A 20,583-nucleotide genomic window follows, 5' to 3' on the forward strand; every position below is an offset into this window, starting at 1 on the left:
TGGATTGTTTTCGTCGTAATGACGATAAGCCTCCTGATCCGTTCTCGTCAACTCGACGATTAGTCGGTAGGGTCACACCATGGCCTACGACCCGAGCGCCTTCGAGCCCTTCGCCGTCACCGTCGACCTCGTCGTCCTGACCATCCGAGACGACGAGCTGTGCGTGTTGACGGTGGAGCGGGGCGAGGAGCCGTACGCCGGCCGGCGCGCCCTCCCCGGCGGGTTCGTCCTGCCGGACGAGGACCTGGAGACCGCCGCGCTGCGCGAGCTCGCCGAGGAGACCGGGCTGACCGCCACGGACGTCCACCTCGAGCAGCTCCGCACGTACGGCGCCCCCGCCCGCGACCCCCGGATGCGCGTCGTCAGCGTCGCCCACCTGGCGCTCGCCCCCGACCTCCCGACGCCGCAGGCCGGCACCGACGCAGCGGCGGCCTCGTGGGTGCCGGTGTCATCGGTCGGGCCCCTCGCCTTCGACCACGACGAGGTCCTGCGCGACGGTCTCGAGCGCGCCCGCGCCAAGCTGGAGTACTCCCCCCTCGCCACCGCCTTCTGCCCGCCGGAGTTCACGATCGGCGAGCTGCGGCGGGTCTACGAGGTCGTCTGGGGCGTATCGCTCGACCCGCGCAACTTCCATCGGAAGGCGACGGCGACGCCGGGGTTTCTCGTGGCTACCGGCGAGCGGACGAACCGGCAGGGTGGGCGGCCGGCGGAGCTGTTTCGGCGGGGGGAGGCCATCGCGCTTCTTCCCCCGATGAACCGACCGGCACCTCACAGCTAGAACGCGCGTTCGCATCGACACCCCACCGAACTATCGTTAAGGCGCTCAGACCATCCCCTGGAACTTGACGACCATCTCGCACTCGGCAGAAGGCACACGTCGTGGGTTCCACAACCGGCGGTGGTCTCAAACATCGCCGCGCCGCGCCCAACGTCAGAGGTACCTAATATCCAACGAGAAGCACTCCGTCGAAAGGCAACTTCAGACGCCGGCTGGCATACACCGCCTCAAGCAGGCTTACAGTGCTTAGGTAGGCATGCTCGGTGCCTTGTCGAGCGCCGGATTTGAAACGGTAGGCGAGGGGTTGGGCTAGCACAAGGAACGCGGCGTCGAGGATCAGGCTGGTCCGCACGAGATCTCGATACTCAGCATTGCCTCGCGCCCCTCTGCCGGCCTCCACCTCAACAACGACGCCGTACCCCGAGTGGGCGGCGTCGACTTCGTAGGTCAGCGTGGGCACCCCACGTTCTCCGAAAAGGACCGGGCGCCGAACTCGCCCAACATGGCCTTTGCCGTCCTCAACCTGGAATCCTAGCTTTATAAGCCCCGGCGAAAGCACGGCCAGTACAGCGTCGCTGCTAAGACCCGTCCTCGAATTTTCCGTCGAGATCGTCGCTTCGACGGAAGCAAAAACTCCTACCACCGATTCGACCCACGCTGGGGGTGCGGCGTTTGCGGGAAAGTACCTCCAGTTTGGATACATAGGTCGCAGCTTGTCAGATCGCTGTCCCAAAGTGCCTGCTGCACGGACAGGTGCCATCTGATGCGGCCACTCACCTGTCATTCCAAGTTGCCAGTCCGAGCGGGTACGGGCAGTCCACTTCGAGGGGCAGACCGGCCCAACGCCCCACTAGAAGACCGGCATCACAATCAGACGCGCGTCTACAGTTCAGGCGGCCCGGTTGCGTTGCGGAGACTCGACGAGGCTCAGGCTAGGTGCGACCGCCCTAGGCGGACGAGCGTGAACCTCGTCCACAGACGACGCTGGCGCCTCGGCGGGCCGAGCCCGAGGCGTGTACTCCACGGTCGGCACGCCGCAGCTAGCCGGGGGCGTGTCCAGCGGGCTAAGTTGCGCATTACTCTGGGTCCCACCGTTGTCGCTGGGGACTGCCATGAGGGACGTGTGTAGTGGGTCTTGTGTTGTCGTGCTTCAGCGGCGCCGGCGGCATGGACCTCGGCCTCGAAAGCGCCGGATTCGAGTCTGCAGGCTGCATCGAACTCGACCAGGTTGCGCGTGACACCGTGCATAAGAACCGCGCAAATGACGTATGGCCAGTTCTTGACATCACCGATGTTGTCGAGGCCGGAAAGTCGCTAACTCCTTCACACCTGGGAATTGCGCCGGGGGAGCTGACGTTGATCGCTGGAGGGCCTCCGTGCCAGTCCTTCAGCATGGCCGCGCAATGGAACCGGCCAAAGACGGGCATGAATGACGACCGAGGGCAAACAATCCATGGACTGCTCGACCTTACCGAGCGCATGCTCCCGCAAGCCATCCTGATTGAGAACGTTGCAGGTTTTCTTCGCGGACAAAATTCTGCCGAAGCGGCGATCGGACACCGGCTTCGAGACATCAACTTCAAGCATAAAACAAAGTATCGCCTACACCACTGGGTTTTGAACGCCGCTGATTATGGCGTACCCCAAAATCGGCGACGCGTAATTGCTGTAGCTTTCCGGGATTTGCCACACGACGTATTGCTACCCAAACCGCCGGCACCGTATAGCGATGAACATCTGACGGCCTGGGACGCGCTTGGTGGCCTGACACCGACTGTGGTGCCGGAGGCGGAGGGGCGCTACGCGGAGTTGCTGGCGTGCATCCCCGAGGGCGGAAACTATCAGCACCTGACAGCTAGAGGTGGCGGGAGGGATGTGGAGCTGTTTGGTTACCGCACCCGCTACTGGTCCTTCCTCTTGAAGTTGCGTCGAGATGCTCCAGCTTGGACCCTTCCGGCGAGCCCGGGGCCCTCGACGGGCCCCTTCCACTGGGAGAACCGTCCGCTGGCAATCGAGGAGCGGCTTGCCCTGCAGGGCTTTCCGGCGGGATGGCAGCTCGCCGGGAACAAGCGTGACGGAGTACGCCTCGTCGGCAACGCGACGCCACCCCCCCTTGCTGAATCGATGGGGTTGTACATTCGATCCGTCATCGCGGACGGGGGACAAATGCTGTCCGTCGACGATCTTCGGCCGCGGCTGGCCGTTCCGCGTCGAGGCGCGCCTCCCAAGCCAACACCTCCCGCTGAGCTGCCTAATGCCTGGCGACCCAAGGTCGGACCCAAGGAAGCGCATCCCGGCAAAGGCGAAGGGCCCGCAGGCCACGGCAGGAGTGTCGATGTTTGATCAAAGGCCGAAGGCGAGCATGAAGAGGCGGTTCTCGTGGAGACCTTAAGAGATAAGATCGAAGTGGGGTCACTACTTCTCGATCCAAAGAATCCTCGGCTGCCTGAGGATCTCCAAGGAGCGCAACAAGCAGTCATCCTGGCATATCTCTTTGAGCACGACGTCCTAGTGGAACTTGTCGACAGTTACGTCAGCAACGGGTTCTTCCCGAACGAGCAGCTGCTCGTTTTACCGCCTGATGGCAACGGCAAACGGATCGTCGTAGAAGGCAACAGGCGACTTGGTGCACTCAAGTACTTGTTGCGCGACAAAACGGCGGTTGCCGCCGATCTTCCTGCGCACGTCACCGACCCCCCGCTTGCTGAAGAGGTTCTTAACAGCCTCCGATCTGTACCGGCGGTCGAACTTCGTGACCGAGACGAACTGTCGTCGTACCTTGGCTTTCGACACATCAACGGGCCAAAGACCTGGGCTCCCGAGGCAAAAGCGCGATATCAATACGGTGAAGTGGAGAAAGAGCACGACTCGGGCGACCAGAATCCGTTCTACACCGTCGGACGTAAGGTCGGTAGTAACGCACTAGGGGTGCGAAACGCCTACCACGCGTACAACACGTTGCGATTTGCCCGGGACGAGCTGGACCTCCGCTCACTGGCTTCGGCAGTACTGAGTAAGCGATTCGGCGTCTGGACTCGCCTGCTAGGAACGGCGAACGCGGCGGACTTTATTGGCTTGGCACCAATAAAACAGGATTATGACTCAGTGGTCGCCAGCACGAGCACGATCAAACGGGACAAAATGGAGTCCGTTCTTCGAGATCTAACGCCACAAGACGGTCGTCTGCGTCCACTCCTGAACGACAGCCGCGACGTGACCGGCTATTCCGACGTCCTTGGTGACGCGGCGGCGATGGAGGTACTGCGACGATATAACCGCCTAGACTTGGCGATCGAGATCGCAAACGGTTCGGACTTCGACAACCGCTTAACGCGGCTCAGTGAGTCGCTCAAGGTAGCGACCGGCGAAGTGCTGGAAGGGATTTCGATCACTGAGAACTCACTCACGCTGACCCAGGCAATATTGCGTGAAGCTCGAAATCTCGATAGCCTGATTAGGACGAACTTTGCAGACGTCGGTGACCTTGAGAGATGACCGGAACCTCCAGCCCACTCATTGATCCTCGTATTGACGTCTACGGCAAAGACGGACGAACCGGCGCCCTCGCCGACCTCATCGAATTTCGGGCCATCAAAGGGCACGGAATGGCCGTCGCCGACCTGGTTGACCTGATATCGAACATGGGCTGGACGTCCAAACCGACGCGCCAGATCATCACTGGTCACCCCGAGGACGAAAATCCAGATTCTCTAGCAGAACAGACTTTCTCGCTGCTCGACGAGCGCCGCGAGGTACTGGGGGATCGATACCCTTTTAGGATTGCATTCGGCCAACTGCGCGTCAAGGACGGTTTCGAACTTGCGGCCAGCCCCTACATCGCGATGCTTGCCATCACGATCGCCCACGCTTGGGACGTCGACTGCGGGGCGGTGAAGCCTGAAGCAGCACTCGAGGCCCTAGTTGAGGCGGCGTTGCAAACTAGGATGCCGTCCGCTGGCCTGGGCACTGCCGACCGCAACGGGACATCGTTCGTGGACAATCTGCGCGCCGGCGCGGCTCGTGTCGGCCTAACCGCTTCCCCCAACCCGGTACCCCGACGAGTCCGTGCAAAAGACGGCGGGGTTGACACTTTAGCCGGCCACGTCTGGGCGGACCGGAGGGCGGGGCACTGGGTATTCATTGGCCAGGTGACGTGCGGACAGACAAGCACGTGGTCGGGCAAACTCAACGAACCGAAGCCCGCACTGTGGAAAGACTACCTGCAGGAGCTCTTGCCTCCCTTACGTTTTCTTGCCGTACCGCATCACGTCGACAGCGGCTTCTTTCACATGCTACAAAAGCAGGACGAAGGGCTGGTGATCGATCGGCTGCGGTTAGTGCTTGTGCTCGACACGGTTGTCGGATCGGTTGCCCCCATAATTGATGCAGTGCTTGCCTCAGCTTCCTGAAAGGTGTGCGCCGTTGAACGAAGGCTTTCGTAGGCATTGTCTACTCGTCAATCAGTGCGACGCGCGGCCAGATTAGGCGGCGAATAGCTTGCCAAGCCGGGCGGCATGTTGCGGTCAGAAGAGACCGGCTAACCGTTTGTAAAGGCAGGCGATGGACCACGAGAAAATCGAGATCAACTATGTCCAGCCCGTGTTGATCAGGCGGCCCTCTCGTGGCAACGGGAGGTCGGCCAATATTTCGATCGAATCGTACGTGAGGACGCGGGTCCCAACATCTACCCGCCGGGAGTGCATCCTGAAGTCTCTTCCTTCATGCGGAAGAGGGAAGTTCGTAACTCTATCGATCAGCGCATCGAGATCATCTGCCGGCAAAAGCGACTCCACCAGACGCAAGCTAGTTGTTGTGATGTCGTCGCCGCCGGCGTCGGGTCGGCTGTCGAGTTGCTGAGCCGAGGCGACCCACCAGTCCACAGTCGTCTGGCGGGTGGGGGAATGCCAGCCGGGCGGCCAGTCCACTAGAATCTCGCCGCTCTCTAACCTGCTGCGTATGCGTCGGATTTGGCCCTTGCCTTTATCGAAGGTGGCATCAACTTTGTAGCTCTCGGCGAGGGTCGCCGCATCTACCGGCCATTTTGCCTCCACGATGAGCATTCGCTTGCTTCGACGATCAAGCGCGACAACATCGAGGTCACCTGCCTTGCGGCGTTGCCTGTCACGAATGGGAACTTCTGTAATGACTTCGCATCCCGGTATAGAAGAAAGTCGTCGCTCCCAACGCGTCGCGCGGTCGCCAAGCACGTTCCCAAGATTCCCGGATGCTGCCGGGTTGGCGGTCGCTGCGCGCAAGAGTGTCCTCTCAACGGCAATAGGCGAGACCAGTTCTTGCGGGATTAAGAGTTGATCGTCATGCTCGAGTAACGGCGATGCGATCGCGCTGCGGTCCGAACTGTAAGTGAAAAGAGCAACAAACGCCTCGGCTTCCTTCTGAGTGACCCGACGACTCAATGCGCCGACTAGATTGTGGGGCCGGATGGCCCACAAGAAGAGCTCGGGCGTTCCGAGCAGCACGCCAGCGACGAAATTAATTCGAAGTTGACATATCAGGTAGGCGTAACACGTTCGGGCCGCGTCCAGGGACAATCCACCTAGGTCCGTGCCAGGCGGAACGGTGGTGTCCTGAAACTCAAGTTCGTCGACGACTTCTCCCCAAGCCTCATCAAGGAGGGACAAGGGAATCGTGTTCACCACGCGCCCGGCATTGGGGTGCCTGGGGCCCATACCCGTTCCGCCTCTAGCGGTCTGCAGCGGGGCCACAGGAGGCTGAGCAAACCCCTGTAGCCATTCTCGTTAGCTTGTCGACCGGGTCTACCCCGAATCCCGGCGCGGGAGGGACCAACCTGTCAGTTCTTGTCACGCGGGGTCGAAGAGCAGTGACCTGGGCCAGACGTAAGTCAAGAACCTCTATCTCGGGCCGACGTTTGTTGGACAAGCGTGAATGTCGACCCTGAGTTGATTCGACAACCATGTCGCCTGCGCGCAGGCCAACCGAGATGGGGTTCAATTCCCACCAGTTGCTGGCCAGACGAACGGCGTCAGAATAGTCGCGCATTGTCACCTGCTCCGGTCGCGTGGGACGCCGCCGCGCCCGTCGCGCCGCTGACTTGTTTCGGGGAGTCGCAGGCTGGACATAGGGGGGAATCGGCGTCTCCGACAACATCCCGTAATCGGCGCTCCATTTGACTAGTGCACTGGCGGCGTGCCGCCACCGGTCCACGTGGTCGGTCTGGAGGCGCTGATTCAGCCGTTCGCCCTCTGCGGCGCGTATGGATGCTCGTAAGCGGTCTGAATCTTTGAGCCGCTCGAGGACCACCATCGCCATAAGCCTAGGTAAGGCCGCCGGCCCGTCGTGCCAGACCGCTAGGTTGGCGGGTAAGCCTTCGATGATCGACGCAAGAGTCCGCTCATTCATACCGGCCCTCTCCCATGAATGTTGAGCTCATAAGACCAAAGCTAAGCAGATGCCGCTGACCGTTTGAGTCGTCCGTGACGTTGGCCCGTAGGTCCACAACAGCACGACGGACGCTGCGTGCAGGCACGCAACTTCACGTGGGGTATTGCCAAGCGTCTGCCGCGCCACATCGAAAGGGGAAGTGTCTGGCGTGCACAAGGTGGGGTGCGACGTGGATGTTCGGGCCATTACCTAATCCCCGACCGCGAGAACCCATCAACAAAGAACCGCTGCAGCGCCACGAACACCACGAGCAGCGGCACGCACGACAGCAGCGCCATCGCCATGAGCCCGCCGTAGTCGGCGTCGAACTGGCCCTGCAGGAACCGCAGCGCGACGGGGAGTGTGTAGAGGTCGGGGTCGCGAAGCGTGATCAGCGGCCAGAGGAAGTCGTTCCACTGGGTCATGAAGGCCAGCAGCACCATGACGGCGATCAGAGGCTTCGCCATCGGGAGTACGACGTACCGCAGCGTCGCGACCGTGCCACAACCGTCGAGCCGGGCGGCGTCGAGCAGCTCGTCGGGCACCGACACGAAGAACTGCCGCGCCAGGAACACCCCCAGCGCCGTCGACGCCGAGGGCAGGATCACCGCCCAGAACAGGCCGATCAGGCCCATCCGGGCGACCAGCTCGAACTGCGGGATCATCACGGCCTGCGCCGGCACCATCAGCGTGCTCAGCACCACGACCAGCACGAACGTGCGGCCGGCGAACTGCAGCTTCGCCAGCGCGAACCCGGCCGCCAGGTTGACCGCGACCGACAGCGCCGTGGTGAGCGTGGCGACGATCATCGCGTTGGAGAACCACCGCCAGACCGGGAAGCTGGCGAAGAGGTTCGAGAAGTTCGCTGTCGTGAAGCGCGAGGGCCAGAGGCTGGCGCCGCCGTCGAAGACCAGCTCGCGGGGGGTGAAGGCGACCACCACCATCGCGAACAGCGGCAGCACGAACACCGCCGAGACGAGCAGGCAGACGGCGAAGCGGAGCGGGCGGCTCATCACGCCTCCTGACGGCGGTTGACCCGCAGCTGCACGGCGGTGATGGCCAGGGTGATGACGAGCAGCACGAGGCCGACGGTGGCGCCGTACCCGAAGTTGCGCGACGGCCCGAAGCCCTCGTCGTAGGCGTAGGTGACCAGCATCGTCGTGGAGTAGCCGGGCCCGCCGTTGGTCATCACGTAGACGACGTCGAAGACCTGGAACGACCAGATCATGTTGATCACGACCAGGAAGAACGTCGTGGGCCGCAGCCACGGCACGATCACGTGGCGCACCCGGTTGAACCCGCCGGCGCCGTCCATCGTGGCCGCCTCGAGGACCTCCTTGTCGACGTCCTGCAGCGCCGCGAGGTAGACGAGCATCCCGAAGCCGACCCGCGTCCACAGCGTCATCACGACCACCGACAGCATCGCCAGCGCGCCGTTGCTCTGCCACGACACCGGCCCGACGCCGAGGTCCCGCAGCACGCCGTTGACGATGCCGACCGACTCGTCGAACAACAGCAGCCCGACCAGCGACACCACCAGCGAGCTGACCGCTATCGGCAGGTAGACGATCGTGCGGAACACCCCGCGCCCGGGCAGCGCCTTGTCCATCAGCATCGCCAGGCCCAGGCCGAGCCCGACGCTGAGCGGCACCGTGGCGACGGTGAAGATCGCGGTGTTGAGCAGCGCCCGCCAGAACACGTCGTCGCTCAGCAGCCGGGAGAGGTTGGTCAGGCCCGACCACTCGCCCGGACCGAACGACCGCTTCGCCTGGAACGACATCAGCAGCGACCACACCAGCGGGACGAGCAGGAACAGCCCGATCAGCAGCAGGTTGGGCCCCAGCAGGGCGTACGCCGCCCGGTTGTCGCGCAGCCGGGACCTGGGCGCCTTGCCGGTCGGCGTGGCGTCCTGCCTCGGCGCCTCCTGGCCCGGTGCGAGGGCCGTCTTCTCGATCGTCATGAGACGTCCTGACGGTTGAGGTACGCCGACTCGTCGACCTGTTCGGCCAGCGCCTGCAGCGTGTCGGCGGTATTGCGTCCCGAGAGGAAGCAGGTCTCCAGCTCGTTGGCCAGCGACAGGTTGACCTCGGCGAAGGTGGCGGTCGTGACGTCGGCGACGTCGCGGGGCTCGATGGTGGTCACCTGGTCGGCGTACACCGGCATCAGGTCGGCCGCGACGGCGAAGTCGAGCTCTCGGCTGAGCAGCGAGTCGCGGGTCGGCAGCAGCACCGAGGCCTCGCAGAAGTCCTTCATCTGCGCGGGCGCCGCCATGAAGGTCAGGAACTCCGAGGCCAGCTCGGGGTTGGTGGCGCCCTTGGTCGCGACGAGCGCGTTGCCGCCGAGCTCGCTGGCCCGGCGCCGGTCGCGCGGCAGGTAGGTCACGGCGTACTCGAAGCGGTCCTTGATGGTGTCCGCGAAGCTCGGCAGCAGGAAGTTGCCGGCGTACAGCATCGCCAGGCTGCCCGAGGTGAACAGCGCGTCGGGGTACGTCGCCGCCTTGGTCGAGCTGGTCTGCGGCACCAGGCCCTCGTCGAAGAAGGACTTGGTGAAGTCCAGCGCGCGGGCGGCGGCGTCGGAGGTCAGCAGCGAGCGGGTGCGGTCCTCGTCGTACACGTGACCGCCGGCCTGGAACAGGAAGTTGAGCCACCGGAAGGCGCCGAGCGCCTGCCAGTTGACCGCGAACGCCGAGCTGCCGGCCGGCGCCGCGTCACGGAGCGTGGCGGCGACATCCGCGAACTCCTCCCAGCTCCACGCGTCCTCGGGCCGGTCGGGCACGGACGTGATGCCGGCGTCGCGTAGCACGTCGGGCCGGTAGACCAGCGCGCTGGTGTCGACGTGCTGCGGGATGCCGAAGACGCGGCCGCGGTCGGTGACGGCGTCCATGAACGCCTTCGAGGAGTCACCGGCGAGCTCGTCGAGGGAGTCCTCGAGGTCGAGCAGCTGGCCGGTGCTGGCGTAGACCCCCATCGTCGGGTAGTCCACGCGGAAGATGTCGGGCGCGGTGCCCGAGACCAGCCCGGCGTCGATGCCGGTCGAGGCCTCGGCGAACGGCACCACGGTCACGTCGACGGTGACGCCGCGGTGCTGCTCCTCGAACCGGCGGGCCAGGACGTCGTAGATCTTGCCCTCGACGTCGGTGCCGTAGGTCTGGAAGGTGAGCGTGTCGCGACTGCCGCGGCTGGTGGAGGAGACGCGCTCGGTCAGGCCGGCGCAGCCCGAGAGGCCGAACGCACCGAGCCCGAGCGCGCTGCCGAACAGGGCGCGACGGCTGAGGGACGGGGGTGGTGGCACGGGGTGGAAGTACCCCTGGCCCCGGCGTTCGGGCCCGTCGACGGTGGCGGGCCCCCGACACTCACGTCACTGGCCCGCGGACGGTCAGGCGCCGATGTCGTCCCCACCGGTGGGCTCGTTGGCCTCGGCGTGGTCGTCGTCCACTGCCTCGGCGCGGTCCTCGGGACGCTCGACGCCGTCCGGCACGGCCGAGCGCTCCGCCCGGTCGTCGGAGGTGCGGACCGGCGGTCCGGCGGGGTCGGGGCGGGGCTGGTCGTCGCTCATCCCCCGGACGCTACCCCCGCCCCACGACCTCAGCGCTCCGGAGTCGGCGGCTCCGTCGGGAGCCCGCGCACGGCGTCGAGCACGACCTTGACGCGCGGCACCTCGTGGGTGCGGTAGATGCCGGTCTGGCCGAGCGAGGCGAGCACCGCGAAGAACCCCTCGGCGGTGCGGACCTCCTCGCCGAACAGGTCGATCGCGCTCGGCAGCGCGTGGCACACCGGCGCGCCCAGACGGCGCAGCCGGAACGTCTGCAGCAGCACCGCCGCCTGGTAGCGCGCCCGATCGACCGGGTCGGGCAGCCAGGAGAAGCCGAAGCCGATGCCGGGGTCGACGGCCACGCTGTGCACCCCGAGCTCGTGCGCGTGGGCCAAGCGGCGCTCGAACTGCTCGAGCATCGCGGGGAACGGGTCGGCGTCGACGGCCCGCGCGGGGTCGGCGAGGTCGCGGGCGTGGCTGCCGACGATGTGGCACAGCACCACCGAGGCGCCGTACGCCGCGGCGAGGCCGAACATCTCCTCGTCGTCGGCCGACCCGCTGAGGTTGACCACGGCCGCGCCGGCCTTGAGGCACGCCTCGACGGTGGTGGGGTGGTAGCTCTCGACGCTGGTCGCGACGCCCGCGGCGGCGAGCTCCTCGATCACCGGGACCAGCTGGTCGGTCTGCCGCTGGGCGGTGACGCGCTCGGTCGCGGCGTCGCTGGACTCCGCGCCGACGTCGATGAAGTCGGCGCCCTGGGCGGCGAGGGTCCGGCCGCGGCGTACGGCGTGGGCGTGGGAGGTGGCGACGCTCTCGCGGTACCACGAGTCGTGCGACAGGTTGACGATCCCCATCAGGGCGGGGGTGGTGTCCGTGTCGAGGCTGCGGTCGCCCACGAGGAACGGCGCGACGGGGTGGTCGAGCTCGTCGCCGTGCTCCTCGACCAGCGCGGCCAGGGCGCGGAGGCTGATCACGCGTCGTCCCGGCGGGTGTAGCGGGCCATCAGGAACTCCTCGGCCGCGATCACCTGGGTCAGCGCGAAGGAGCGCGGATCGCCGAGCAGCTCGGTGTCGGGCGTCGAGGAGGTGCCGACGAGCATCGGCGAGAACGTCAGGTCGGCCTCGTCGAGACGACCCTGGTCGGCGGCGTCGCGCAGCAGCGTGGGCCCGCCCTCGCAGACGATCCGCCACAGTCCGCGCTCGACCAGTCGGTCGATCACCCACGACACCTCGACGCTGTCGCCGTCGGCCTGCACCACCTCGCAGCGCTCCCGCACCGCGGCCAGCCGCTCGGGGTCGGGGTCGGCGGTGGTGAACACCAGCGGGCGCTGCGTGGAGCCGGTGAAGCCGTCCTCGCCGAGCGGCAGGTCGAGCGAGCCGGACACGACGGCGATCACGGGGGCGGGGGCCTGCCCGGCAGCCTGGCGGGCGGCGGCGTCCTCGTCGGTGGCGTGCAACGGGCCGTACTCCTCGGACTTCAGCGTCCCGCCGCCGACGAGCACGGCGTCGGCGAAGCGGCGTACGGCGACGAACACCTCGCCGTCGGCGTCACCCGAGATCGAGCCGCTCAGCCCGTCGGCGCCGGCGGCGGCACCGTCGAGGGTGCAGACCATCATCGCCCGGACGTACGCCGCCCCGTCGCGCTCGGGCCACGGGTAGTGCCGCGGCAGGTCGTCGACGGCCACCGGGCCGCGCTCGGGGCCCCAGATGATCTCCACGCCGCACAACATAGGTCGGCAGTGGCTACACCCCGGCGGGTGACCGGGGTCGTCGACCGTCCCCGTGCCCCGGTGGCGGTGCGGCCGGCGAGTTGGTAGGCACGTCCCGTGGACGTGAGCGTGGACGACCAGGCGGTCAGCGAGATCTTCCGCGTGCTCGACCTCACCGGCGTCCTGGCCAACGCCGTGCTCGGCGGGGTGATCGCCCGGCGCGAGCGGCTCGACCCGATCGGGTTCGTGGTGCTGGCGACGCTGACCGGGCTGGGTGGCGGGCTGATCCGCGACACCCTGCTCCAGGCCGGCCCCCCGGTGGCGCTGACCGACCCGACGTACCTCCTGACGGCGCTGGCCGGCGCCGCCATCGCCTACGTCGTGCGCGTCGAGGGCCGCGCCTGGGACGGCACCTGGCCGGTCGTCGACGCGGTGGCGCTCGGCTGCTGGGCCTCGGTGGGCGCGCAGAAGACGCTCGACGTCGGCCTCGGCTGGCTGCCCGCGATCCTGCTCGGCACCATCACCGCGACCGGTGGCGGGGTGGTCCGCGACGTGGTGCTCCGGCGCGTGCCGGGGATCCTGGGCGGCGGCACGCTGTACGCCACCTCCGCGATCGCCGCGGCCGGGACGCAGGTCGCCGCCACCGCGCTCGGCTACCCGGTGGCGGGCTCGCTGGTCGCCCTGGCCGTCGGCGCGGGACTGGTGCTGCTCGCCCGCCGGCGCGGCTGGATGCTGCCCGACGCGGACGCCTGGTCGCGGACGGTGGCCGCCCGCACGCGCTACCGGCGGCTGGCCGACCGGGCCCGGCCCGTGCGCCGGCTCCGGGACCGCCGCCACCCGAAGGATCCTCACGAGCAACCCTGATCGCCCGGGTCGTGTGCCTCAGCACGCGCCCTGGCGCGTCGTCAGGCTTACGACTCGGCGTGGAAGGCGACCTCGGTGGTCGGCACCACGGCGGTGGTGCGGCCCGGCGCCCCGGTGTGGGCCCAGTAGAGGTTGGTGAAGGTGATGATGTCGGCCGGCGCGATGTTGCCCCACCCGGTGGTGTCCTGGGTGGTGTGGGCGTCGGCGACCAGCGTCACGTCGTACCCCCGCGCGAGGGCGCCGTGGAGGGTCGAGCGGATGCAGGCGTCGCTCGCGGCGCCGGTGACCACGAGTCGGCCCACCCCGCGCGCGGCCAGGACGTCCTCGAGGTCGGTGTCCTCGAAGGAGTCGCCCCAGCTCTTGTGCACGAGCGGCTCGGCGTCGCGGCGCTGCACCTCGGGGACGTACTGCCACGGCTCGCTGTCGCGCGGCATCCCCTCGTCGGCGTGGGCGACGAACACGACGGGCACGTCCTCGGCGCGGGCGCGGTCGACGAGCCCGGCGATGTTGGCGACGACGGCGTCGCGGTCCTGGGCCCCCTCGACGACGTCCTGCTGGACGTCGACGACGAGCAGGGCGGTGGCGGGGCGGTCGGCCAGCGTGGTCATGGGGCCACCGTAGGACGGGCTGCGGACAGGACGGGTCCGCTCGTGGTGGGGTGTCCGCGTGGACTCCCCTCGCGTCTCGTGGGCGCTCGCGACCTGGGTCGTGCCGGCGGTGCCGGTGGTGTGGTTCCTGGGCTTCGGGCTGCTCGGCAGCACGACCACGCTGACCGACCGCGAGGCCGGCGGCTACGCGACGGCGCTCGGTCTCGCGCTGGGGATCGCCGTGGTCGGCGCGGCGCTCACCCGCCTTCGCGCGCCGAGCCTCGGATTGGGCCTCGTGGCGGGCGGGCTCGCCTGCTCCGTGCCGAGCCTGTGGGTGCTGCTCGCGTGAGCGCGTTCCACGGGCCGATGAGCCCTCTGGGCGCCGGGCTCGGGGTGGTGGCCGCGTCGGCGCCGTACGCCCTCGGGGTGCAGGAGCCGCTCGCCTGGGTGCTCGTCGGCTCGGCGCCGCTCGTGGGCGTCCTGCTGGTGCTCCTGCCCGGTCGGGCCCGCCACCTCGGCACCGGCCTGGTCGCCTCGGCGCTCACGCTGCCGCTGCTGCTCCTCGCCCTGCTGGTGGTCGGCGCGGTCGCCTGACGTACGCCGCCCGGCCGCCGGGACTCAGCGCGCGGCGACCGGCACGGGGTCGGCCGCCGGGACCGCCTCGTCGAGGTCGGCGTCGGCGGTCGTGCGCGTGGCGACGCGCACCACCGGGACGAACACCGCGACGAGCGCGGCGAGGGCCGAGGTGACGACCAGCACCGAGAAGCCGTGGGTGTAGCCGGCCTCGACGGGCAGCCCGTCGGGCCGGGCGCCGGCCGTGACGACGCTGGCCAGGACGGCGCTGCCGAGGGCACCGCCGACGGTGCGGATGTTGGCGTTCATGCCGCTGGCGACACCGGTCTGCGACTGCGGGACGGCGTCGACGATCAGGTTGGACAGCGCCGCGAAGGCCAGTCCGAAGCCGAGGCCCAGGACGGTCGACTCGGCGACGAGCTGCCACACGTGGTCGTGGAACAGCACGATGCCGAGCATGCCCATCGAGGTGATGGTGGCGCCGGCGACCAGGACGGCCTTGGAGCCGAACCGGGCGGCGAGGCGGCCCGACCACAGGCCGACCAGGAAGGTCGCCATGGTCTGCGGCAGCAGCATCAGGCCCGACTGGGTGACGCTCGCGCCGAAGCCGTAGCCGGTGAGCTCGCCCGGGGTCTGCAGGAACTGCGGGACGAAGGCGAACATCGAGTACATCCCCATCCCGAAGAGCAGCGCGACGAGGTTGACCGTCCAGACGGTGGGGATGCGCATCATCGTCATGTCGACGAGGGGCGAGTCGCTGTGCGCCTCGGCGTACACCCAGGTGGGCAGGACGATCACGGTGGCGACGAACAGGCCGACCGTGATCGGCGAGCCCCAGCCCCACGAGCTGCCCTGGCTGACGGCGAGCAGCAGCGTGACCAGCCAGGTCGACATCAGCAGCGCGCTGGTGACGTTGATGCGGCCGGGCTGGCGCTCGGGCGACTCGGGCACGAACAGGTGCGCGGCCGCGGCGGCCAGCAGGGTCATGATCATGGGCAGCCAGAACAGCCAGTGGTAGCTCAGCGCCTCCACGATCGGCCCGGCCAGCACGAGGCCGAACCCGCCGCCGACGGCGAGCAGCGCGGCCGACGTGCCGACGGCCCCGGCGACCTTGTCGCGCGGGAACTCGTCGCGGATGATCCCGAAGGTCAGCGGCAGCACGCCGCCGCCGACGCCCTGGATGGCGCGGGCGGCGATCAGCACGCCCACGCTCGGCGCGACCGCGGCGAGCAGCGAGCCGACGGCCAGCGCGAGCAGCGCGACGACGAGCATCCGCTCCTTGCCGACCTTGTCGCCGATGCGGCCGATGATCGGGGTGAAGACCGAGGCGGAGAGCAGGTACGCCGTCAGCACCCACGTCACCGTCGCCTGGTCGGTGTCGAGCGCGGCCTCGATGGTCGGCAGGACGGGCGTGACCATCGACTGCAGCAGCGAGAAGGAGCTGACACCCGCGCACAGCACCACGAAGGTGACGCGGTAGTCGGTGCGGCGGCCGTTGCGAGGGGCCGGGCGTCGGGCGGTGCGTGCCATGAACAAGGGGGTGCTCTTCCGTCGGGTCGTCTGGTCGTGCTGAGGCGGCCGCGGCGTTGCGACAGTTGCACAAGGTCAACCAACGGCGATTTGTTCCCGGCGGCCCGACGTACGTGGACGCGCGGACACAAGTTTCCGCCCGGTGCCCGACCTGTCCGGGTCGGTCCGGGTTCTCGGAGGCGTCGGCAGGACTTGTGTCCGCGCGTCTGCGAGATCTCGGGGTGGGCGGACCGGTGGGGCGGGGGGTCAGCGGGGGCGGCGGCCGGGGAGGGTGAGGGCGGCGAGGACCGCGGGGAGGGCGAGCAGGGCGAGGACGAGGAGCGCGACGCGGGGGTGGCCGAGCGCGGGCTGGACGGCGAGCACCAGCAGCACGCCGCCGAGGTTGCCGGCGAGCAGCAGGGCGCTGGTGGTGCGGGCGGCGTACGACGGGCCGCACCGCTCCTGCGCCCAGTCGAGCGCGACGGGCAGGCCGGGCAGCAGCACCGCGCCGACGACCACGAGGGCGACCGCCAGGGTGCCGGCGCTCCCGGTCAGCGCGGCCAGGCCGAGTCCGACCACGACGACGGCGGCCGCCAGGGCGAGGTACTCCCGGCGGCGGTCCCACCGCGCCACCAGCACCGGCACCACGGCCGAGGCCACCAGGCCGACCGCCGTCATCAGCGCGATCACGCCCCCGGCCACCCCCGGGTGCCCCATCCGATCGAGGAGCGCGTCGAGCCAGGTCGCCACGGCGTTGAAGGTGCCGACCCCGACCAGCACCACGACCGCCAGCGCCGCCACCGCGCGGTCGCGCCACACCCGGCCGCCGCGAGCCGCGGGGATCTCCGCCGCGGCCGGCCACGGCAGGGACCGGAGCAGCCCGACGAGCACGAGCGCGACGATGACCGCCACCACGGCCTGCGCCCGCAGCGCGCCGCCGAACCCCGCCCCCGCCACGAGCGGACCGACGCCCAGCGCGGCGACCAGGATGCCGACGAACTGCGACGCGCTCGCGGCCGCGACCACCCCGGTGCGCAGCCGCGCCGGGGCGTACGCCGCGGCCATCGCCGTCGTCGCCCCCACCACCAGCGGCTGGCCGACCGACAGCAGCACCTGTCCCGCGAGGACCACGCCGTAGGAGTCCGGGGCCACGGCCCGCACGACCGCCCCCAGCGCGGTGGCCGCCGCCCCGGCGGTGAGCGCTGGGACCAGGGCGCGGTCGAGCCAGCGCCCCGCCGGGGTCGCGAGCACCACGAAGACCAGCGGCGTGACCACGGTGAGGTCGCCGACCGCACCGGCCCCCACCCCGAGCGCCGTCGCCGCCTCGGCCATCACCGGGGAGAAGCTCAGCCACAGCAGCTGGGTCACCACCACGAGCGCGCAGTACGCCGCGAGCAGCGCGCCCCGCACCGCCCCCGCGCCGCGTGCGGCGAGGTCGCGGTGGGCCAGCCCGGAGGTCATGCCTCCAGCATCCGTCGCCGGGGTGCCCGACGGGCGCACGGCTCGCGACGTCCTGGGTACGCGACCTCACGACCCCACCCACCACCAGAGGAGACCCCGTGCGCGCCATCGGTTACCGGTCCGTCGGAGACGCCAGCCAGCTCGAGGACGTCGAGCTGCCCGACCCCAGCCCGTCGGGGCGCGACCTGCTCGTCGAGGTGCAGGCCACCTCGGTCAACCCGGTCGACACCAAGGTGCGTCGGCGGCAGGGCCCCGACGAGGGCGAGGAGGTCAAGGTGCTCGGCTACGACGTCGCCGGCGTCGTGCGCGAGGTCGGCAGCGACGTCACGTCGTTCTCGGTCGGCGACGAGGTCTGGTACGCCGGCTCCATCGTGCGGCCCGGCGCCAACAGCGAGCTCCACCTCGTCGACGAGCGGATCGTCTCGCGTCGCCCGAGCAGCCTCTCGGTCGCCGAGGCGGCCGCGCTGCCGCTGACCGCGATCACGGCGTGGGAGCTGCTCTTCGACCGGCTCGGTGTCGAGCGCGGCGGTGGCGAGGGCCGGACGCTGCTCGTGGTCGGGGCGGGCGGCGGCGTCGGCTCCGTGCTCGTCCAGCTCGCGGCCACCCAGACGCAGCTGCGCGTGGTCGGCACCGCGTCCCGTCCCGAGACCCAGGAGTGGGTGCGCTCGCTCGGCGCCCACGACGTCGTGGACCACAGCCGGCCGCTGGCCGAGGAGCTGCGCGCGCTCGGCGTCGACGGCGTCGAGCTGGTCGCGGCGCTGACGCACACCGACGAGCACCTCGAGCAGCTCGTCGAGGTGCTCGCGCCGCAGGGCCGGATCGGCGTCATCGACGACCCGGTCGGCGGCCTCGACGTGATGCCGCTCAAGGGCAAGTCGGGCTCGCTGGTGTGGGAGTCGATGTTCACCCGCTCGACCTTCCAGACCGACGACATGGGCGAGCAGGGAGCCCTGCTCGCCGAGGTCGCGCGGCTGGTCGACGAGGGCGTGCTGCGCACCACCACCGCGGTCACCGACCCGGGCGTGATCAGCGCGGCCACCCTCCGCGAGGCCCACGAGTTCATCGAGTCCGGCCGGGCGGTCGGCAAGGTCGTGCTCGCGGGGTGGCCGGCCTGACCGAGCGTCGGGCCCGCCCCGGGACGCGTCGGCTCACCGTCGCGTCGCTGGGCGCCTGGCTGCTCAAGGGCGACCCACGGCACGACGAGATCGCGACGCTGCTGGGCACCGGGTTCGCCGGCCTGGGGACCCGGTGCGTGCGGCCGTCGTACCGCACCGAGCTGGTGGCCGCCGGCCAGCCCGTCCTGTACTGGGTCAGCGGCCGCGACCCGCTCCACCCGGCCGGCCTGCACGGCCAGGGCACGGTCACCGGGCCGGTGCACGTCGACCCCGACCTCGGTCCCGTGCTGCCGCTCCACCTGGCGCCCGTCGCCCCGCCCGTGCTGCGCGCCGAGCTGCTCGCCCACCCGGTGCTGGCCGACCTCGAGGTGCTGCGGATGCCGGCCGGCAGCAACCCGTCGTACGTCACGGGTGAGCAGCTCGCCGCGCTGCGGGCCGGGTGGCCGCAGGTGGACTGAACCCACCGCCCGCGGGGCACGGTGGGGGGCATGGCTGACGAGGAGCTGGTGCCGTTCACGGTCGAGGTGCCGGAGGCGGAGGTGGAGGACCTGCGGGAGCGCGTACGCCGCACCCGCTGGCCCGCGCCCGCGCCGGGCGAGACCGTCGCCGGGCAGGAGTGGAGCCGCGGGGTGCCGGTCGGCTACCTGCGCGAGCTGGCGGCGTACTGGTCCGAGGAGTTCGACTGGCGCACCCACGAGGCGCAGCTCAACGCCCTCCCGCAGCTCACCACCACCATCGACGGGGCGCGCGTCCACCTGGTGCACGAGCGGTCGCCCGAGCCGGACGCGCTGCCGCTGGTGATGACGCACGGCTGGCCGGGGTCGGTGCTAGAGTTCCTCGACGTGGTCGGGCCGCTGACCGACCCGGTCGCCCACGGCGGCGACGCGCGGGACGCCTTCCACGTGGTGGCGCCGTCGATCCCGGGCTACACCTGGTCGGGGCCGCTGACCGAGCCCGGCTGGGACCCCGCGCGGGTGGGGCGGGCGTTCGCGACGCTGATGGCGCGCCTGGGCTACGACCGGTACGCCGCGCAGGGCGGCGACTGGGGCTCCACGATCACCCGTGAGATCGGGATCGCCGACCCCGAGCACGTCGTCGGCGTGCACCTCAACATGCTGATCCAGCGCCCGCAGGACCTCGACGCGCTCGAGGGCGAGGAGCGGGAGCGGGCCGCGGAGGTGCACCGCTACCTCTCCGACGGGTCGGGCTACCGCAAGATCCAGGCCACCCGGCCGCAGACGTTGGCCTACGCGCTGACCGACTCCCCGGTCGGGCAGCTGGCGTGGATCGTGGAGAAGTTCCGGGAGTGGACCGACCCGGGGACCGGCTCCGGGCTGCCCGAGGACGCCGTCGACCGCGACCGGGTGCTGGCCGACGTGTCGGCGTACTGGTTCACCCGGACCGCCGGCTCGTCGGCCCAGCTCTACCTCGAGGCGGCGGCGGCCAGGCGGGGCGTGGTGCGCTCGGAGGTCCCGACCGGCGTCGCGGTGTTCCCCCGCGACATCGCCCGGCCGATCCGCCGGCTGGCCGAGGAGCACGACCGGATCGTGCGGTGGACCGAGATGGACCGCGGCGGCCACTTCGCCGCGCTGGAGGAGCCCGACCTGCTGGTCGAGGACGTGCGGGCGATGTTCCGGGGGCTGCGGTAGGTCTCGACGGGCCCGACCGGCGAGGCGGCCATCTCGACCCACAGTTCACGCCTTCTGCGTGATCCTGAGCCCGGATCGGGCCGAACTGTAGGTGCAGATGGCCGGGGCACCGCGACCAGCGATCCACCCGAACGACGATCAGTTGGGCGGACAGCCGGGCACGCCAGGCGGGGACGACGTCGGACCGCTCGCGAACTGATCGTCGTTCGGGCGGCGGGTGGTCGAGGAGGTCGCCCCGCGACCGTCACGAGACCCGGTGCCCGGGTGGCGGCGGGTCTCGTGACAGGACTTCGTCCTTCCTCGACCAGCCGGGGCGGCGCGACCAGCGACCCACCCGAACGACGATCAGTTGGGCGGAGACCCGGGCACCCCAGGCTGGGACGACGTCGGACCGCTCGCGAACTGATCG

21 protein-coding genes are annotated in these 20,583 nt (G+C 69.4%); 10 read left to right on the top strand and 11 right to left on the bottom strand.

Translation table 11 applies throughout. The annotated features are described in order from the left end of the window. The first annotated feature begins 79 nt into the window (after nucleotides 1-79). Nucleotides 80-778, top strand: a complete 699-nt coding sequence (locus ASG49_RS13730; protein WP_056542794.1) for an NUDIX domain-containing protein — start codon at nucleotides 80-82, stop codon at nucleotides 776-778. A 163-nt stretch (nucleotides 779-941) separates the two neighbouring features. Here ASG49_RS13730 and ASG49_RS13735 read toward each other — a convergent pair whose 3' ends face one another. Further along, nucleotides 942-1,238 carry a hypothetical protein gene (locus tag ASG49_RS13735; protein WP_056542796.1) on the bottom strand — a complete coding sequence of 99 codons (297 nt, stop codon included), beginning with the start codon at nucleotides 1,236-1,238 and terminating at the stop codon, nucleotides 942-944. 677 nt (nucleotides 1,239-1,915) lie between these two features. Here ASG49_RS13735 and ASG49_RS18355 point away from each other — a divergent pair. Genes ASG49_RS18355 through ASG49_RS13745 form a run of 3 tightly spaced genes read left to right on the top strand, consistent with a single transcriptional unit; the run spans nucleotide 1,916 to nucleotide 5,187 of the window. After that, nucleotides 1,916-3,121, top strand: coding sequence for a DNA cytosine methyltransferase (locus ASG49_RS18355; RefSeq protein ID WP_082534131.1), 1,206 nt, complete (start codon nucleotides 1,916-1,918; stop codon nucleotides 3,119-3,121). A 36-nt stretch (nucleotides 3,122-3,157) separates the two neighbouring features. Continuing rightward, nucleotides 3,158-4,273, top strand: a complete 1,116-nt coding sequence (locus tag ASG49_RS18675) for a hypothetical protein (protein ID WP_156384343.1) — start codon at nucleotides 3,158-3,160, stop codon at nucleotides 4,271-4,273. Continuing rightward, nucleotides 4,270-5,187, top strand: a complete 918-nt coding sequence (locus ASG49_RS13745; RefSeq protein WP_056542802.1) for a hypothetical protein — start codon at nucleotides 4,270-4,272, stop codon at nucleotides 5,185-5,187. The genes ASG49_RS18675 and ASG49_RS13745 overlap by 4 nt, the downstream gene beginning before the upstream one ends. Before the next feature lie 177 nt (nucleotides 5,188-5,364). On the opposite strand, the gene ASG49_RS18680 is transcribed toward ASG49_RS13745, so the two are convergent. The 7 genes from ASG49_RS18680 to ASG49_RS13780 all read right to left on the bottom strand — a co-directional run bounded on the left by ASG49_RS18680 (nucleotide 5,365) and on the right by ASG49_RS13780 (nucleotide 12,425). Continuing rightward, on the bottom strand, nucleotides 5,365-6,435 hold the full coding sequence (locus ASG49_RS18680; protein ID WP_156384344.1) for a hypothetical protein: 1,071 nt from the start codon (nucleotides 6,433-6,435) through the stop codon (nucleotides 5,365-5,367). A gap of 948 nt (nucleotides 6,436-7,383) precedes the next feature. Then, nucleotides 7,384-8,190: a carbohydrate ABC transporter permease gene (locus ASG49_RS13755; RefSeq protein WP_056542807.1), complete on the bottom strand. Its 807-nt coding sequence runs from the start codon at nucleotides 8,188-8,190 to the stop codon at nucleotides 7,384-7,386. Further along, on the bottom strand, nucleotides 8,190-9,137 hold the full coding sequence (locus tag ASG49_RS13760; protein WP_082534132.1) for a carbohydrate ABC transporter permease: 948 nt from the start codon (nucleotides 9,135-9,137) through the stop codon (nucleotides 8,190-8,192). Before ASG49_RS13760 ends, ASG49_RS13755 begins: the two co-directional genes overlap by 1 nt. Next, nucleotides 9,134-10,468 (bottom strand): sugar ABC transporter substrate-binding protein, encoded by a 1,335-nt coding sequence (locus ASG49_RS13765; RefSeq protein ID WP_056542809.1) that lies wholly within the window; start codon nucleotides 10,466-10,468, stop codon nucleotides 9,134-9,136. The genes ASG49_RS13760 and ASG49_RS13765 overlap by 4 nt, the downstream gene beginning before the upstream one ends. A gap of 84 nt (nucleotides 10,469-10,552) precedes the next feature. Then, on the bottom strand, nucleotides 10,553-10,732 hold the full coding sequence (locus tag ASG49_RS13770; protein WP_056542811.1) for a hypothetical protein: 180 nt from the start codon (nucleotides 10,730-10,732) through the stop codon (nucleotides 10,553-10,555). Between the two features lie 29 nt (nucleotides 10,733-10,761). Beyond that, a complete protein-coding gene (locus ASG49_RS13775) occupies nucleotides 10,762-11,682 on the bottom strand; it encodes a dihydropteroate synthase (RefSeq protein WP_056542813.1) in 921 nt (306 codons plus the stop codon). Further along, the gene (locus ASG49_RS13780) at nucleotides 11,679-12,425 is read right to left on the bottom strand and encodes a dihydrofolate reductase family protein (protein ID WP_056542815.1); all 747 of its coding nucleotides are present in this window, start codon (nucleotides 12,423-12,425) and stop codon (nucleotides 11,679-11,681) included. Before ASG49_RS13780 ends, ASG49_RS13775 begins: the two co-directional genes overlap by 4 nt. Before the next feature lie 108 nt (nucleotides 12,426-12,533). Between ASG49_RS13780 and ASG49_RS13785 the strand changes: the two genes are divergently transcribed. After that, on the top strand, nucleotides 12,534-13,280 hold the full coding sequence (locus tag ASG49_RS13785; protein WP_200936325.1) for a trimeric intracellular cation channel family protein: 747 nt from the start codon (nucleotides 12,534-12,536) through the stop codon (nucleotides 13,278-13,280). A 47-nt stretch (nucleotides 13,281-13,327) separates the two neighbouring features. On the opposite strand, the gene ASG49_RS13790 is transcribed toward ASG49_RS13785, so the two are convergent. Continuing rightward, the gene (locus ASG49_RS13790; RefSeq protein WP_056542817.1) at nucleotides 13,328-13,888 is read right to left on the bottom strand and encodes an isochorismatase family protein; all 561 of its coding nucleotides are present in this window, start codon (nucleotides 13,886-13,888) and stop codon (nucleotides 13,328-13,330) included. A 58-nt stretch (nucleotides 13,889-13,946) separates the two neighbouring features. Here ASG49_RS13790 and ASG49_RS13795 point away from each other — a divergent pair, with 58 nt between their 5' ends. Together ASG49_RS13795 and ASG49_RS13800 are read left to right on the top strand one after the other, a co-directional pair. Beyond that, a complete protein-coding gene (locus tag ASG49_RS13795) occupies nucleotides 13,947-14,216 on the top strand; it encodes a hypothetical protein (protein ID WP_056542818.1) in 270 nt (89 codons plus the stop codon). Between the two features lie 17 nt (nucleotides 14,217-14,233). Continuing rightward, nucleotides 14,234-14,461 (top strand): hypothetical protein, encoded by a 228-nt coding sequence (locus ASG49_RS13800; RefSeq protein ID WP_156384345.1) that lies wholly within the window; start codon nucleotides 14,234-14,236, stop codon nucleotides 14,459-14,461. 24 nt (nucleotides 14,462-14,485) lie between these two features. On the opposite strand, the gene ASG49_RS13805 is transcribed toward ASG49_RS13800, so the two are convergent. Together ASG49_RS13805 and ASG49_RS13810 are read right to left on the bottom strand one after the other, a co-directional pair. Further along, nucleotides 14,486-15,970 (bottom strand): MFS transporter, encoded by a 1,485-nt coding sequence (locus ASG49_RS13805; protein WP_056542822.1) that lies wholly within the window; start codon nucleotides 15,968-15,970, stop codon nucleotides 14,486-14,488. A 246-nt stretch (nucleotides 15,971-16,216) separates the two neighbouring features. After that, entirely contained in the window at nucleotides 16,217-17,410 is a 1,194-nt protein-coding gene (locus ASG49_RS13810; RefSeq protein ID WP_056542824.1) for an MFS transporter, read from the bottom strand. A 98-nt stretch (nucleotides 17,411-17,508) separates the two neighbouring features. Between ASG49_RS13810 and ASG49_RS13815 the strand changes: the two genes are divergently transcribed. The 3 genes from ASG49_RS13815 to ASG49_RS13825 are packed head-to-tail and all read left to right on the top strand — an operon-like array spanning nucleotide 17,509 to nucleotide 20,174. Continuing rightward, complete coding sequence (locus ASG49_RS13815) at nucleotides 17,509-18,525, top strand: zinc-binding alcohol dehydrogenase family protein (protein WP_056542826.1); 1,017 nt, start codon at nucleotides 17,509-17,511, stop codon at nucleotides 18,523-18,525. Beyond that, the gene (locus ASG49_RS13820; protein ID WP_056542828.1) at nucleotides 18,513-18,983 is read left to right on the top strand and encodes a hypothetical protein; all 471 of its coding nucleotides are present in this window, start codon (nucleotides 18,513-18,515) and stop codon (nucleotides 18,981-18,983) included. The genes ASG49_RS13815 and ASG49_RS13820 overlap by 13 nt, the downstream gene beginning before the upstream one ends. A gap of 30 nt (nucleotides 18,984-19,013) precedes the next feature. Beyond that, nucleotides 19,014-20,174 carry an epoxide hydrolase family protein gene (locus ASG49_RS13825; protein WP_200936326.1) on the top strand — a complete coding sequence of 387 codons (1,161 nt, stop codon included), beginning with the start codon at nucleotides 19,014-19,016 and terminating at the stop codon, nucleotides 20,172-20,174. Nucleotides 20,175-20,583 lie beyond the last annotated feature (409 nt).

The sequence above is a fragment of the Marmoricola sp. Leaf446 genome (genome assembly GCF_001424755.1).
Classification (GTDB): domain Bacteria; phylum Actinomycetota; class Actinomycetes; order Propionibacteriales; family Nocardioidaceae; genus Marmoricola.

Bases quoted from the DNA above. Each gene is read 5' to 3' on its own strand.
- ASG49_RS13730 (WP_056542794.1), top strand. From the start codon at position 80: ATGGCCTACGACCCGAGCGCCTTCGAGCCCTTCGCCGTCACCGTCGAC.
- ASG49_RS13745 (WP_056542802.1), top strand. From the start codon at position 4,270: ATGACCGGAACCTCCAGCCCACTCATTGATCCTCGTATTGACGTCTAC.
- ASG49_RS13755 (WP_056542807.1), bottom strand. From the start codon at position 8,190: ATGAGCCGCCCGCTCCGCTTCGCCGTCTGCCTGCTCGTCTCGGCGGTG.
- ASG49_RS13760 (WP_082534132.1), bottom strand. From the start codon at position 9,137: ATGACGATCGAGAAGACGGCCCTCGCACCGGGCCAGGAGGCGCCGAGG.
- ASG49_RS13770 (WP_056542811.1), bottom strand. From the start codon at position 10,732: ATGAGCGACGACCAGCCCCGCCCCGACCCCGCCGGACCGCCGGTCCGC.
- ASG49_RS13790 (WP_056542817.1), bottom strand. From the start codon at position 13,888: ATGACCACGCTGGCCGACCGCCCCGCCACCGCCCTGCTCGTCGTCGAC.
- ASG49_RS13800 (WP_156384345.1), top strand. From the start codon at position 14,234: ATGAGCCCTCTGGGCGCCGGGCTCGGGGTGGTGGCCGCGTCGGCGCCG.
- ASG49_RS13805 (WP_056542822.1), bottom strand. From the start codon at position 15,970: ATGGCACGCACCGCCCGACGCCCGGCCCCTCGCAACGGCCGCCGCACC.
- ASG49_RS13810 (WP_056542824.1), bottom strand. From the start codon at position 17,410: ATGACCTCCGGGCTGGCCCACCGCGACCTCGCCGCACGCGGCGCGGGG.
- ASG49_RS13825 (WP_200936326.1), top strand. From the start codon at position 19,014: ATGGCTGACGAGGAGCTGGTGCCGTTCACGGTCGAGGTGCCGGAGGCG.